This is a genomic window from Nonomuraea sp. NPDC004702 (assembly GCF_053601695.1).
In genome coordinates this window covers 47,012-60,892 of record NZ_JBSGCE010000041.1, presented here as the reverse complement: position 1 = coordinate 60,892, position 13,881 = coordinate 47,012, and the positions used below count along the sequence as shown (strand labels likewise).

Here is a 13,881-nt window from a genome sequence, read left to right as displayed (position 1 = left end):
CGTCGGTCCACGTGAAACGCCCTCTCGCCCAGGCCGCGCGGGCCGGGGTCTACCAGCTCCTGGGCGCCGCGCTGCTGGCTCCGGTCGCCGCCGGGCTCGGCCTGCCGATCCTGGCCGAGCTGACGCCGGGCCGCCTGCTGGCGCTGTGGGCGGCGTGCCTGCCCGCCTCGGTGCTGCTCGCGCTGCTGCCGCTGACCCGCCGCCTGGAGGTGATCGCGCTGTCGGACCTGCTCGACGTGGACGTGCCCGAACGCGGTGACCGCCTCTACCTGGTGGCCCTGACCAGCCTGCACCTGTACGTCGGCGGGACGCTCAGCGCGGCCGTCCTGGCGTTGTCCCCCGGGCTGCTGCCGCGGGCCTGGCAGGCGGCGCCCGGCCAGGTGGCCGAGGTGCTGCTGCTCACCGCCGTCGTGCTGGCCGCGATGGTCGCCGCCGGGCTCGGCCAGCGCTGGGTCGCGCGGCGGCTGCTGCGTTCCGAGCCGTCCCGGCTGATCGACGAGCTGGACCGCCGCCAGTCGCTCGCCCTGGAGCTGCACGACTCCGTCGGCCACGCACTCAGCGTCGTCCTGGTGCAGGCCATGGCGGCCGAGGCGGCGCTGCGCCGCGCCGCCCCCGAGCTCGCCGCCCAGTCGCTCGGCCACCTGACGACCACCGCCCGCAACGCCCAGCAGGAGCTCGACGTGCTGCTCGGCGTGCTCGACGACGGCGCGGCCGGCCGGACGCCCACCCTGGAGGCGCTCGGCACGCTCACCCGCGGCCTCGACGTCCGGGTCAGCGTCGGCCACCTCGGCAAGGTGTCGCCCGCGACCTCGCGGGCCGCGTTCGCGATCGCCAGGGAGGCGCTCACCAACGCCCTGCGGCACGGGCACGGCCCGGTCACGCTCGCCGTCGCCGTCGCCGAACAACTGACCCTGACCATGGACAACGCGACCCTGAGCAGGCTGGGGGAGCCGGGGCGCGGCCTGACCGGCATGCGCATGCGGGCCCGGCTCGCCGGGGGGACGTGCACCTGGGAGGAGGTGGGCGGAACGTGGCGCGTCCGGGCGAGCCTGCCGCTGTGATCCGGGTCGTCCTGGCCGACGACGAGCAGCTCATCCGCTCGGGCTGGGCGACCATGCTCTCCCTGCACGACGACATCGAGGTGACGGCCGAGGCCGCCGACGGACGAGCGGCGGTCACGGCCGGCGCCGGCGCGGACGTCGTGCTCATGGACATCCGCATGCCGGTCATGGACGGCCTGGCCGCGACCCGGGAGCTGGCCCGCCGCTCGCCGAGGACGCGCGTCGTCATGGTCACCACGTTCGAGAGCGACCAGCTCGTCTGGGGCGCCCTGCGCGCGGGAGCCGCCGGCTACGTGCTCAAACGCTCGCCCGCCGGCGAGCTGGTGGAGGCGGTCCGCCTGGTGCACCGGCGCGACGCGGTGCTCTTCCCCGACGCGCTGCGCCGCATCGCCGCGCCGCACGTGGGCAGCGCCCGCCGGCGCCTGCCCGTCGAGCCGACGCCGCGCGAGCTGGACGTCCTGCGGCACATCGCGCTCGGGCGAAGCAACGCGGAGATCGCCGCCGCGCTGCACGTCACCAGGGAGACGGTCAAGACGCACGTCGGCAACCTCCTGGACAAGCTCGGCGCCCGCGACCGCACCCAGGCGGCGGTGCTCGCCTACGAGCTCGGCCTCGTCGGCCCGGTCGGGGAATGATCCCTCCCAGGAGGGAGGTGGGGTACCGCATCCCGCTCAAGAGCGAGACGGGACTTCGCCCGCTCCGGCGATGTCCGGCAGGCCGCGGAAAACCAGGATTGGGGAGGTCATCACCGCTAAGGAGTCAACGAGATGAACCCCCGCATCGCCTTCGTCGCCGCCCCCGTGCTCACCTTCACCTACGGCGTCCTCCGCATCCTGGACGGCCTCGACGGCAGCCGCGGTCCCGGCCTGGCCTGGACGACCGGGCACCTGGCCTTCATCGGCGCCCTGGCGTTCTTCGCCGTGACCTTCCACGAGATGCGCAGGCTGGCCGGCCGCGGCCGTCTGGCGACCGGGCTGGCCGTAGCTGGATATGTCGGCATCACCACGCTGATCGCCCAGTTCTCCATCGACATCGTCGTGGGATTCCGCTCGGCCGACCACGCCGCGATGGGCGTGCTCTTCGACCAGGTCCAGTCGGTTCCCGGGGTGCAGGAGGTGGTCTACGACTTCGGGCCGATGTTGTTCTTCGTCGCCCAGATCGGCCTGGTCCTCCAGCTCGCCGTCCAGCGTCGCGTCAAGCCGTGGACGCCCGTCCTGGTGGTCGCCGACGTCATGGTGCCGTTCGTGGAGAAGGACCTCATGCCGCTGGGCGCCGCCTGCCTGCTGGTCTCCTTCCTGGCGATGGCCCGGGTGTCGCGGGCGTCCCGGGCGGCCGACGGCCGGCACCGCGTGGCCGAGCCCGCCGTGCCGGCCGCCGTGTGACGCCTGGCGTTGCGCCCGCCGGCGCATGACGGGCATATAGTTCAAGAGCTGAAACAGTGTGGGCAGCGGGGGAGTCGTGGCGGAGCTGGAGATCGATTGGCCGGATCCCGAGGGCCAGGAGATCGTGGAACGCCTGTTCGCCGCGGACGCCGCCCTGCGGGCGCACTTCGACGAGACGGCCGCCGCGGTCGGGCTCACCGTGCCGCAGGCCCACACCCTGCTCCAGCTCGGGCAACCGCTGCGCATGGGCCAGATAGCCGGCCAGCTGCACTGCGAGCCCTCCCACGTGACCGGCATCGCGGACGCGCTCGAACAGTGCGGTTTCCTGCGCCGGGAGCCTGACCCCGCCGACCGGAGGGCCAAGCGGCTCGTGCTCACCGAGTCCGGCCAGGAGCTCCGCGGCCGCCTGCTGGCCCGCCTCTTCGAGCGGGCGCCGATCATCTCGGTGCTCGACGACGACCAGCGCACCGCGCTGCTGTCGCTGCTCCGTCTGGCCCAGTCGGCCGCCGGCCCGCGCCCCCGCCACTGACCTCCGGGCGATCGCCCCCCTCCTCCTCGCCCCTGCCACTGGCCTCCGGGCGATGGGCCACCCCCTCCTCCTCGCCGTCGCTGCGCCGACCCTTTGGTGCGTCGCGCAGAAAACTTCTGGTAGAACATACTTCAGTCACTGAAGTATTGAATGTTCTATCGCGGGGAGCTCGCGTTCATGTTCATCGCCATCGTCGTGCTGTCCCTCCTGCTGGCTCTCGCCTTCGCCGGCGCCGGCTTCCCCAAGCTCACCGGCAAGGACGCCATGGCGGCCCAGCTGGGCAAGCTCGGGGTGTCGGCCGGGCTCATGCGGGTCATCGGCGCGCTGGAGATCCTCGGAGCCGTGGGGCTGGTCGCCGGGCTGTGGGTCGAAGTCCTCGGGGTCGCGGCCGCGGCCGGCCTCGCGCTCCTCATGGCCGGCGCCGTCGCCACCCACCTCAGGGCCCGCGACGCCGCCAAGGACACCCTGCCGTCCCTGCTGCTGATGATCCTCAGCGCCGCCGCCTTCGCGCTCGGCCTGGCCGCCCTCTGACGCGAGCCCCGGGCCTCACCGTCCGGGGGCGGCGACGGGCAGGGTGAGGATCATGGTGAGACCGCCCCCGGGGGTCTCGTCGGGCACGAGCGTGCCGCCCATGGCCTCGGCGAGCCCGCGGGACAGGGCGAGCCCGAGCCCGACGCCGGAGTGGTTGTCGCGATCGCCGAGCCGCTGGAACGGCTGGAAGACGCGGTCGTGCGCCTCCGGCGGGATGCCGGGGCCGCGATCCATCACCCGGATCTCGACGTGGTCGCCGTGCCCGCTGGCGGTGACCAGCACGGTCCGGCCGGGCGGGCTGAAGCGCACGGCGTTGGCCATGAGGTTGACCAGGACGCGTTCCAGCAACGCGGGATCGGCCAGCACGTCGGGCAGCTCGACGGAGACGTCGCCTTCGACGCGGTCCCGCAGCGGGCCGAGATCGTCGATGGCGCGCGGCACGATCTCTTCGAGCGCCAGCGGCTGCGCGCTCACCCCGAGCACGCCGGCCTGCAGGCGGCTCATGTCCAGCAGGTTCGCCACCAGCCGGTCCAGCTTGTCCAGCGACTCCTTCGCGGTGGCGAGCAGCTCGGACCGGTCCTGTTCCGACCAGGCGACCTCGGTGCTGCCCAGGCTCTCGACGGCGGCCTTGGCGGAGGCGAGCGGCGTGCGCAGGTCGTGGCTGACGGCGGCCAGCAGCGCGGTGCGCATCCGGTCGGCCTCGGCGAGCGGGCGGGCGAGCTCGGCCTCCTGCTGGAGGCGTTCCTGGCGCAGCGCGACGGCGGTCTCGGCGGCGAACGCCTCCAGCACCGTGCGGTCGGCGGCCTCCAGCGGCTCGCCCCGGGCGGCCAGGACCAGTTCCTCGTCGATGACGACGTCGGTGTCGGACCGTCCCGGGCAGGTGGCGGGGGCGCCGCCGGAGGTCGCGACGATCCGCCAGGCGTCGGGGTCGGAGTGCTGGTCGGGCGCGCGCGCGGCCTCGGGCCGCCGTTCCAGCAGGGTGACGGAGGTCAGGCCGAAGGTCTCGCGCATGCGTTCCAGCAGCGAGGACACCGCGGCCTCGCCGCGCAGCACGTGACCGGCCATGGTGGACAGCAGCTCGGCGTCGGCGCCGGCCCGCGCGGCCTCCCTCGTCCGGCGGGCGGCGATGTCCACGATCGTGCTCACCGCCGCCGCCACCAGCACGAACACGACCAGCGCGAACAGGTTCTCCGGGGCGGCGATGGTGAACTCGCCCACCGGCGCGGTGAAGAACCAGTTGAGCAGCAGCGAACCGCCGACGGCCGCGGTGATGGCCGGCCACATGCCGCCCACCAGGGCCACCCCGACGGTCAGGCACAGGAAGAACAGGATCTCGCTGGGCAGCGACAACATGTCCCGGAACGGCGCCAGCGCGGCCGTCAGCAGCGGCATCCCGGCCACCGCCAGGGCCCAGCCGCTCGCCCGCCGGGTGCGGGTGAGCGCGGCCCGCGTACGGGCGGGCCGGCGGCGTCCCTGCTTGGCCTCCTCGTGCGTGATCATGTGGACGTCGATCGAGCCGGACCGGGCGGTGGTCTCCACGCCGACGCCCCGGGAGAAGATCTGCGCGAACCGCCCCCTGCGCGAGGCGCCGAGGACGAGCTGGGTGGCGTTGACGCCGCGCGCGAAGTCGAGCAGCGCCCGCGGGACGTCGTCGCCGACGACCTGGTGGTAGCTGCCGCCCATGTCCTCCACCAGCGTGCGCTGGCGGGCCAGGCTGGCCGGGTCGGCGCCGGCCAGCCCGTCGGCGCTGGTGACGTGCACCGCGAGCAGGTCGGCGCCCTTGGTGCGGGCGGCGATGCGGGCGGCCCGGCGGACCAGCGTGTCGCCCTCGGGGCCGCCGGTCAGGGCGACCACCACCCGCTCGCGGGTCTCCCAGGTGGTGGCGATGCCGTGGTCGGCGCGGTAGCGGTCGAGCTGGTCGTCCACCTTGCCGGCCACCCACAGCAGCGCGAGTTCGCGCAGCGCGGTGAGGTTGCCGACGCGGAAGTAGTTGGACATGGCGGCGCTGACCTTCTCCGGCGCGTACACGTTGCCGTGCGCCATGCGGCGGCGCAGCGCCTCCGGCGACATGTCCACCAGCTCGATCTGGTCGGCGCGGCGCACCACCTCGTCGGGCACGGTCTCGCGCTGCGGCACGCCGGTGATCTCCTGGACGACGTCGTTGACCGACTCCAGGTGCTGGATGTTCACCGTGGAGACGACGTCGATGCCGGCGTCCAGGATCTCGTCCACGTCCTGCCAGCGCTTGACGTTCTTCGAGCCGGGCACGTTGGTGTGGGCCAGCTCGTCGATCAGCGCCACCTTCGGCCGGCGGGCGATGACGGCGTCCACGTCCAGCTCGGTGAAGGTGGCCCCGCGGTGGACGACGGTCCGGCGCGGGATGATCTCCAGGCCTTCCAGGAGGGCGGCGGTGCGGGGACGGCCGTGGGTCTCGACCAGGCCGACGACCACGTCCCGGCCGCGTTCCCGCGCGCGGCGGCCCTCGCCGAGCATCGCGTACGTCTTGCCGACCCCGGGCGCCGCCCCGAGGTAGACCCGAAGGCGGCCCCTGCTCATGAGCGGTCGAGCGCCAGGTTGAGTTCGAGCACGTTGACGGCCGGTTCGCCCATGAAGCCGACGGCCCGGCCGGTGGTGTGCTCCTTGATGAGCCGCTCGACCTCGGCCTGGCCGAGGCCGCGCTCCCTGGCCACCCGCCGCGCCTGGAGCTCGGCGTAGGCCACGGAGATGTGCGGGTCGAGCCCGGAGCCGCTGGCGGTGACCGCGTCGGCCGGGACCTTCGCCTCGGCCTCCCCCCGGACCGGGACGGTGCGCCCGGCCGCGTAGTCCTCACCCGGCTCGGCGCACTCCACCCGCCTGCCCTGATAGGTCGCGACGAACGGGGTGGCCGGGCACGCCTGGTTGACGCTGACGGCCCGGTCGGGGAAGACCTTGAGCACCGCGCCGACCCCGTCCGGGGTGCAGTACGGGCGGGCGCCGCTGACGCCCTCCAGCTCGCCGGCCGCCCTGGAACGGGCGCAGACCTGGGTGAGCAGCGACTGCCGGCCCTCCTGGCCGGCGACCGGCAGCGTGTCCACGACGTCCTCGGGGCCCAGGTTGCTCGCGCCGGACGAGGTCGGGTCGTAGCCGTCGCCCGCCGCCGACGGGCGGGACTGGAAGTACTTCCTGATCGGCCTGCCGTCGGCGTCGGTGAAGGACTGGCCGATGAGCGCGCTGCCCACGGCCCTGCCGTCCTTCTCGACGAGCGAGCCGTTGGCGTGCCCGTTGAACAGGGCCTGGGCGACCCCGGTGGTGACCAGCGGATAGACGATGCCGAGCAGCGCGGTCAGGACGGCGACGGCGCGCAGGGCGGCGAGGTGCTGGCGGACCCAGCTTGGCAGGCGTTCCATTTATGACATCCCCGGAAGGAACTGGATCAGCAGGTCGATGAGCTTGATGCCGATGAAGGGGGCGACGATGCCGCCCAGGCCGTAGACGTACAGGTTGCGCGAGAGCAGCTTGGACGCGCTGGACGGCCGGTACCGGACGCCTCTGAGCGCCAGCGGGATCAGCGCGACGATGACCAGCGCGTTGAAGATCACCGCGGCCAGGATGGCGGACTGGGGGCTGGACAGGCGCATGACGTTGAGCGCGTCCAGGCCCGGGTAGACGGCCGCGAACATGGCCGGGATGATCGCGAAGTACTTCGCGATGTCGTTGGCGATCGAGAACGTGGTCAGCGCGCCGCGCGTGATCAGCAACTGCTTGCCGATCTCGACGATCTCGATGAGCTTGGTCGGGTTGGAGTCCAGGTCGACCATGTTCCCGGCCTCCTTGGCGGCCGAGGTGCCGGTGTTCATGGCCACGCCGACGTCCGACTGGGCCAGGGCGGGGGCGTCGTTGGTGCCGTCGCCGGTCATCGCGACCAGGCGGCCGCCCTCCTGCTCCTTCCTGATCAGGGCCAGCTTGTCCTCGGGGGTGGCCTCGGCCAGGAAGTCGTCCACGCCGGCCTCGTCGGCGATGGCCTTGGCGGTGAGCGGGTTGTCGCCGGTGATCATGACGGTGCGGATGCCCATGCGGCGCATCTCGTCGAAGCGTTCGCGCATGCCCTGCTTGACGACGTCCTTGAGGTGGATGACGCCGAGCACGCGGCCCCGCTCGGCCACGACCAGCGGGGTGCCGCCGGAGGCGGAGATGCCGTCCACGATGTGGCCGACGTCGTCGGTGGGGTGGCCGCCGTTGTCGCGCACCCACTTCATGACCGCGGTGGCCGCGCCCTTGCGGACCTCGCGGCCGTCCAGGTTCACGCCGGACATGCGGGTCTGGGCGGTGAACTGCACCCATTCGGCGCCGTGGATCTCGCGCTCGCGCAGGCCGTACCGCTCCTTGGCGAACACCACGACCGAGCGGCCCTCGGGGGTCTCGTCGGCGAGGCTGGAGAGCTGGGCGGCCTCGGCGAGCTCGGCCTCGGTGATCCCGTCCACGGGGACGAACTCGGCCGCCTGCCGGTTGCCCAGCGTGATCGTGCCGGTCTTGTCCAGCAGCAGCGTGGACACGTCACCGGCCGCCTCGACCGCGCGGCCGGACATGGCCAGGACGTTGCGCTGCACCAGACGGTCCATGCCGGCGATGCCGATGGCCGACAGCAGCGCCCCGATCGTGGTGGGGATCAGGCAGACCAGCAGCGAGACCAGCACGATGCCGGTGACGCCGTTCGCGTCGAGCGCGAGCGAGTCGGGGACGCCGGGGTTGATCTGCTTGGAGTAGACGGCCAGCGGCTGCATGGTGACGGTGGCGACCAGGAAGACGATCGTCAGGGCGGCCAGCAGGATGTTGAGCGCGATCTCGTTGGGCGTCTTCTGCCGGTTGGCGCCCTCGACCAGGGCGATCATGCGGTCGACGAAGCTCTCGCCGGGCTTCTGGGTGATCCGGACGACGATCCGGTCGGAGAGCACCTTCGTGCCGCCGGTCACCGCCGAGCGGTCGCCGCCCGACTCGCGGATGACGGGCGCGGACTCGCCGGTGATGGCCGACTCGTCCACCGAGGCGATGCCCTCGACCACGTCGCCGTCGCCGGGGATGACCTCGCCGGCCTCGACCACCACCAGGTCGCCCTGCCGCAGCTCGGGCGCGCCGACCGTGTCCCACCCGCCCTCGGCGTCGCCGCGCAGGCGGCGGGCCCGGGTGTCGGTCTTGGCCTTGCGCAGCGTCGCCGCCTGCGCCTTGCCGCGCCCTTCCGCGACGGCCTCGGCCAGGTTGGCGAAGATTACGGTCAGCCACAGCCACACGACGGTCGCCCAGGCGAAGAACGACGGATCGACGATCGCCAGGACGGTGGTGAACACCGCGCCGACCTCGACGATCAGCATGACGGGGTTGCGCCACAGCGTGGCCGGGTTCAGCTTCCTGACCGCGTCGGGAAGGGACCTGACGAGCTGCCGGGGATCCAGCAGGCCGCCGCCCACGCGGCCGTCCCGCCGTGCGGGGGAGGGTTTGTCCAGTACGGGGGTTGACATGTCAGGACAGTCCTTCTGCGATCGGGCCGAGCGCGAGTGCCGGGAGGAAGGTGAGGGCGACGAGGATCACCGTCACGCCGACGACCAGGCCGACGAACTGCGGCCGGTGCGTGGGCAGCGTGCCGGCGCCCTCGGGGACGGGCGACTGCGCCGCCAGCGAACCGGCCAGCGCCAGCACCAGGATGATCGGCAGGAACCGGCCGAAGGCCATGCACAGGCCGAGCGCCACGTCGTACCAGGGGGTGTTGACGGTGAGGCCGGCGAAGGCCGAGCCGTTGTTGTTGGAGGCGCTGGTGAAGGCGTACAGGACCTCCGACAGGCCGTGCGGGCCGCCGTTCAGCATGCTCGCGCGCCGCTCCGCCGAGCCCATCGCGAACGCGGTGCCGACCAGCACCAGGGCGGGGGTGACCAGGAAGTACAGGGAGGCGAGCTTGATCTCCCGGGCGCCGATGCGCTTGCCCAGGTACTCGGGGGTGCGGCCGACCATCAGGCCCGCCACGAACACCGTGATCACGGCGAGGATCAGCATGCCGTACAGGCCCGAGCCGACGCCGCCGGGCGCGACCTCGCCGAGCATCATGTTGACCATCGTCATCATGCCGCCGAACGGCGTGTAGGAGTCGTGGAAGGAGTTCACCGCCCCGGTGCTCGTGAGGGTGGTCGAGGCGGCGAAGGTGGCCGAGTTCGAGACGCCGAAGCGCAGCTCCTTGCCCTCCAGCGCCGCGCCGGCCGCCTGCGGCACGGTGGCGTTCCCGGACAGCTCGAAGACGTTGGTGAGCAGGACGCTCGCCAGGGCCAGCACGCCCATCACCGCGAGGATCGCGTACCCCTGCCGGACCTGGCCGACCAGCCGGCCGAAGGTGCGGGTGAGCGAGAACGGGATCACCAGGATCAGGAAGATCTCGAACCAGTTCGTCCAGCTCGTGGCGTTCTCGAACGGGTGGGCCGAGTTGGCGTTGTAGAAGCCGCCGCCGTTGGTGCCCAGTTCCTTGATGACCTCCTGGGAGGCGACCGGGCCGCCGGTGACGCCCTGCGTGCCGCCGGTCAGCGTGGTCACCTCGTGCACGCCGGAGAAGTTCTGCACCAGGCCGCCCGCCACCAGCACCAGCGCGCCGACGAAGGCGATCGGCAGCAGGATGCGCAGGGTGCCGCGGACCAGGTCCACCCAGAAGTTGCCGATCGTGCCGGACCTGCGGCGGGCGAACCCGCGGACCAGGGCCACCGCGACCGCCATGCCGACGGCCGCGGAGACGAAGTTCTGCACGGCCAGGGCGGCCATCTGGGTCAGGTGGCCCATCGTGGACTCGCCCGAGTACGCCTGCCAGTTGGTGTTGGTGACGAAGCTGATCGCGGTGTTCCAGGCGATGTGGCCGGTGACCGGCTCCATGCCGAGGCTCAGCGGCAGCTTGTCCTGCAGGCGCTGGAGGCCGTACACGACCAGGACCGAGACCACCGAGAAGGCCAGCACGCTGCGGGCGTAGACCGGCCAGCTCTGCTCGGTGTCGGCCCGCACTCCCAGCAGGCGGTAGATGCCGCGCTCGACGACGTTGTGCTTCGTCGTGGAGTAGACGCGGTGCATGTAGTCGCCGAACGGCTTGTGCACCAGGGCCAGCGCCGCGATCAGGGAGACGATGAAGATCATTCCGGCCAGGGTCGTACTCATCAGAACCGCTCCGGGAACAGCAGGGCCGCGATCATGAAGATCACCAGGCCGGCGACCACGATGAGACCAGTGGCGTTGACGGCGCTCACAGCCGCTCCACCGCCCGCACGACCAGCCCGAAGACCACGAAGATCGCGATCGTCAGGGCGACGAAGATGACGTCGGCCATCCCCACTCCTCAGTTCGATGATGAGATCACTGCCGCCCCTCGACGGGCGGCCGCAGATCCAGCAAACGCCGGAAAATGGGGTGTTTTGCCGTTCTTGACGGTTTCCATACGGCCGCCGCCCGAATCTTGACGGCCTCCCTACGCGGGCCGGTCCGGGTTCGGGAGGCTCGCGCGCGGCCCGGGCCGCGCTTCGGTCACGGCAGGAGGTCGCGCCAGCGTTCGGCCGACGCCAGGGCGTCCAGGCTGATCCGCTCCAGGAACGCGCCGCCCCTGGCCAGGCGCCGGCCCGCGGGCGTGTCGAGCCCGAGCGTCTGCCCCGCCGCCTTGGCGACCTCCGCCGCCGCGAGCGTCTGCCGGGCGCTGATCATCGTCGAGTGGTACCAGGCGTCGTCGTCGACCACGTAGACGTCGCGCCGTCGTTGCGGATCGCGTTCGCGCCTGATCAGGCCCTGCTGGGTCAGGTAGCCCACCGCCGTGGAGATCGAGGCGGGGCTCACCTTCAGGCCGCGCGCCAGCTCGGCCGCGGTGAGCCGGCCGTCCTCGCTCAGCCACAGGCCGATGAGCACGCGCGCCACCATCTTCGGCAGGCCCATCGCCACCGCCATCTCGACGGCTCCCTCTTCCGCCTCGAAGACCTGGCGGTCCCGGGGCTCGGCCGGACGCGCCGGGGCGCCGCGCCGCGCCCGCCGCGCCGTCGCCTGGTGCGCCCGCTCTGGACGGTAGTCGCCGGGGCCGCCGTTGCGGCCGACCTCGCGGCTGATCGTCGAGGTCGGCCGGTCGAGCCGCCTGGCGATCTCGGCGTAGGAGCGGCCTTCGGCGAGACCGGTCGCGATGCGCCTGCGGTCGTGCAGGGTCAATCTTCCTTCTGCCACGTCCTCACTATTGCGTTCGGCCACACACAATGCAACGTTTCATTGCATTCAGCTTCAGCGTCAATGTATCAATTTATCGCCTTTTAGCTGGGCTTATATGTTGCCGTTGATTGACACATTTTCTCAAAGCAACGTAGCTTTCAATTGTGATGAACACGTACTATCGTGACGAGTCGCGAGCCTTCGTCTCGGTGACGGGGCTGCGCAAGTCCTACGGCGCCCACCGCGTCCTGGACGGCATCGACCTGTCCATCCCCCAGGGCACCGTCTTCTCGCTGCTCGGCCCCAACGGCGCGGGCAAGACCACCACGGTGCAGATCCTCTCCACCCTGATCAAGGCCGACGCCGGCGAGCTCCGGGTCGCCGGGCACGACCTGTCCAGGGAACCCGACAAGGTGCGGGCCGCGATCGGCGTCACCGGCCAGTTCTCCGCGGTCGACGGCCTCCTCACCGGCGAGGAGAACCTGCGGCTCATGGCCGACCTGCTGCACCTCGGCCGCGCCGAGGGCCGCCGCCGAGCCGCCGAACTGCTGGAGCGCTTCGACCTCACCGACGCCGCGGGCAAGCTCGCGGCCGCCTACTCGGGCGGCATGCGCCGCCGGCTCGACCTCGCCATGACCATGGTCGGCACGCCCAGGCTCATCTTCCTCGACGAGCCCACCACGGGTCTGGACCCGCGCAGCCGCCGCACGATGTGGCAGATCGTCCGGGACCTCGTCCGGCAGGACGGCGTGACCATCTTCCTGACCACCCAGTACCTGGAGGAGGCCGACGAGCTCGCCGACCGCATCGCGCTGCTCAGCCAGGGCCGGCTGGTGGCCGAGGGCACCCCTGAGGAGCTCAAGCGCATGGTCCCCGGCAGCCACGTCGTCGTGCGCCTCGCCGACCCCGACGGCTACCGCAGGGCGGTCTCGCTGGTGGGGGCGAGCTCGCACGACGAGGAGTCCCTGACGGTGCAGATCCCCGACACCGGCGTCGGCGCGTTACGCGAGCTCCTTGAACTGCTCGACGCGCACGCCGTCGACGTCGCCGAACTGTCGATGCACACGCCCGGCCTGGACGACGTCTTCCTGGCCCTGACCGAGGAGTCCGCACGATGAGAGCGATCACCGACTCGGCGACGATGCTGCGCCGCCAGATCAGGCACATGTGGCGCTACCCCACGCTGATCCTCACCTACGCGGGCGTCCCCGTGGTGTTCCTGCTGCTGTTCGTCTACGTCCTCGGCGGCATCATGGGCGCCGGGATCGGCGGCGACCGCGCCGCCTACGTCGCCTACATCACTCCCGGCATCCTGATCATGACGATCGCCAGCGCCGCGCAGGGGACCGCGATCGCGGTGGCGATGGACATGACCGAGGGCATCGTCGCCCGGTTCAAGACCATGGCCATCGCCCGCGTCTCGGTCCTGACCGGGCACGTGCTCGGCGCGCTCGTGCAGAACTTCACCGCGATCGCCGCCGTGACGCTGACGGCCCTGCTGATCGGCTTCCGCCCCGCCGCCTCGGCGCTGGACTGGCTCGGGGTGGTGGGCGTGCTGGCCATGTTCACCTTCGCCATCACCTGGCTGTCGGCGGCGCTGGGCATGGTCACCAAGAACGTGGCCACGGCCAGCAACCTGCCGATGCCGCTGATGCTGCTGCCGTTCCTGGGCAGCGGCGTGGTGCCGCCGGAGTCGATGCCGGGCCCGTTGCGCTGGTTCGCCGAACACCAGCCGTTTACGCCGGTCATCGAAACCCTGCGCGCGCTGCTGGCCGGGCGGCCGGCGGGGCCCAGCCTCGCGGCGGCGGCACTGTGGAGCGCGGCCATCGCGCTGGGCGGGTACCTGTGGGCCCGCAGGCTCTACAACCGGTGAGGTTTCCCCTTGGCGCCGGTCTTCTCGCTGACGGACTCCTGGTAGAGGTCGGCGTAGGTGCGGGAGTCCTTGATCAGGCCGTCGGCGAAGGCGGCGACGTCCTCGCCGATGAGTTCCAGGACTCCCTTGCCGGCCGCGACGCCCTCCTCGAAGAAGTCGACGATGCCCGGCAGCAGGGACCCGTCGGTCAGCCCCACCGGCCCGACCTTGAAGAAGTACCGCTGCATCTCCTTGTAGACGATCTGGTAGTCGGGCGGCAGCGCCTTGACCCGCGCCAGGTGCGCCCGCCACTGCTTCTTGCCCTCGATGATGTCCTGGATGCCCACG

Annotated in this window: 14 protein-coding genes; 7 read left to right on the top strand and 7 right to left on the bottom strand. The window is 71.9% G+C overall.

Annotated features, from left to right (window positions below; all coding sequences use genetic code 11):
- Positions 1-11 precede the first annotated feature (11 nt).
- The 5 genes from ACWEJ6_RS37405 to ACWEJ6_RS37385 all read left to right on the top strand — a co-directional run bounded on the left by ACWEJ6_RS37405 (position 12) and on the right by ACWEJ6_RS37385 (position 3,503).
- Positions 12-1,061: a sensor histidine kinase gene (locus ACWEJ6_RS37405; protein ID WP_452429961.1), complete on the top strand. Its 1,050-nt coding sequence runs from the start codon at positions 12-14 to the stop codon at positions 1,059-1,061.
- On the top strand, positions 1,058-1,696 hold the full coding sequence (locus ACWEJ6_RS37400; protein ID WP_452429959.1) for a response regulator: 639 nt from the start codon (positions 1,058-1,060) through the stop codon (positions 1,694-1,696). The genes ACWEJ6_RS37405 and ACWEJ6_RS37400 overlap by 4 nt, the downstream gene beginning before the upstream one ends.
- A 132-nt stretch (positions 1,697-1,828) precedes the next feature.
- Positions 1,829-2,443 (top strand): hypothetical protein, encoded by a 615-nt coding sequence (locus ACWEJ6_RS37395; RefSeq protein WP_452429957.1) that lies wholly within the window; start codon positions 1,829-1,831, stop codon positions 2,441-2,443.
- A gap of 76 nt (positions 2,444-2,519) precedes the next feature.
- The gene (locus tag ACWEJ6_RS37390; RefSeq protein ID WP_452429955.1) at positions 2,520-2,972 is read left to right on the top strand and encodes a MarR family winged helix-turn-helix transcriptional regulator; all 453 of its coding nucleotides are present in this window, start codon (positions 2,520-2,522) and stop codon (positions 2,970-2,972) included.
- A gap of 150 nt (positions 2,973-3,122) precedes the next feature.
- Positions 3,123-3,503, top strand: coding sequence for a DoxX family protein (locus tag ACWEJ6_RS37385; protein ID WP_452429953.1), 381 nt, complete (start codon positions 3,123-3,125; stop codon positions 3,501-3,503).
- Between the two features lie 15 nt (positions 3,504-3,518).
- Here the strand turns inward: ACWEJ6_RS37385 and ACWEJ6_RS37380 are convergent, their stop codons facing one another.
- From ACWEJ6_RS37380 to ACWEJ6_RS37355, 6 genes are all read right to left on the bottom strand, one after another.
- Positions 3,519-6,059, bottom strand: a complete 2,541-nt coding sequence (locus ACWEJ6_RS37380; protein ID WP_387678416.1) for an ATP-binding protein — start codon at positions 6,057-6,059, stop codon at positions 3,519-3,521.
- Positions 6,056-6,889 (bottom strand): potassium-transporting ATPase subunit C, encoded by an 834-nt coding sequence (locus ACWEJ6_RS37375; protein WP_452429951.1) that lies wholly within the window; start codon positions 6,887-6,889, stop codon positions 6,056-6,058. Before ACWEJ6_RS37375 ends, ACWEJ6_RS37380 begins: the two co-directional genes overlap by 4 nt.
- Positions 6,890-8,995, bottom strand: a complete 2,106-nt coding sequence (kdpB, locus tag ACWEJ6_RS37370; protein ID WP_358301270.1) for a potassium-transporting ATPase subunit KdpB — start codon at positions 8,993-8,995, stop codon at positions 6,890-6,892.
- A 1-nt stretch (position 8,996) separates the two neighbouring features.
- A complete protein-coding gene (gene kdpA, locus ACWEJ6_RS37365) occupies positions 8,997-10,658 on the bottom strand; it encodes a potassium-transporting ATPase subunit KdpA (protein ID WP_452429948.1) in 1,662 nt (553 codons plus the stop codon).
- Positions 10,658-10,747 (bottom strand): K(+)-transporting ATPase subunit F, encoded by a 90-nt coding sequence (kdpF, locus tag ACWEJ6_RS37360; protein ID WP_352356118.1) that lies wholly within the window; start codon positions 10,745-10,747, stop codon positions 10,658-10,660. Before kdpF ends, kdpA begins: the two co-directional genes overlap by 1 nt.
- A gap of 274 nt (positions 10,748-11,021) precedes the next feature.
- A complete protein-coding gene (locus ACWEJ6_RS37355) occupies positions 11,022-11,699 on the bottom strand; it encodes a helix-turn-helix domain-containing protein (protein ID WP_387678429.1) in 678 nt (225 codons plus the stop codon).
- A 149-nt stretch (positions 11,700-11,848) separates the two neighbouring features.
- On the opposite strand from ACWEJ6_RS37355, the gene ACWEJ6_RS37350 reads away from it, so the two are divergent.
- Both ACWEJ6_RS37350 and ACWEJ6_RS37345 read left to right on the top strand, forming a co-directional pair.
- Complete coding sequence (locus tag ACWEJ6_RS37350) at positions 11,849-12,799, top strand: ATP-binding cassette domain-containing protein (RefSeq protein ID WP_452429946.1); 951 nt, start codon at positions 11,849-11,851, stop codon at positions 12,797-12,799.
- Complete coding sequence (locus ACWEJ6_RS37345; protein ID WP_352356112.1) at positions 12,796-13,554, top strand: ABC transporter permease; 759 nt, start codon at positions 12,796-12,798, stop codon at positions 13,552-13,554. The genes ACWEJ6_RS37350 and ACWEJ6_RS37345 overlap by 4 nt, the downstream gene beginning before the upstream one ends.
- On the opposite strand, the gene ACWEJ6_RS37340 is transcribed toward ACWEJ6_RS37345, so the two are convergent.
- Positions 13,542-13,880 carry a DUF1048 domain-containing protein gene (locus ACWEJ6_RS37340; protein WP_387678437.1) on the bottom strand — a complete coding sequence of 113 codons (339 nt, stop codon included), beginning with the start codon at positions 13,878-13,880 and terminating at the stop codon, positions 13,542-13,544. The two genes, ACWEJ6_RS37345 and ACWEJ6_RS37340, sit on opposite strands and share 13 nt — an antisense overlap.
- Between the last annotated feature and the right edge of the window lies 1 nt (position 13,881).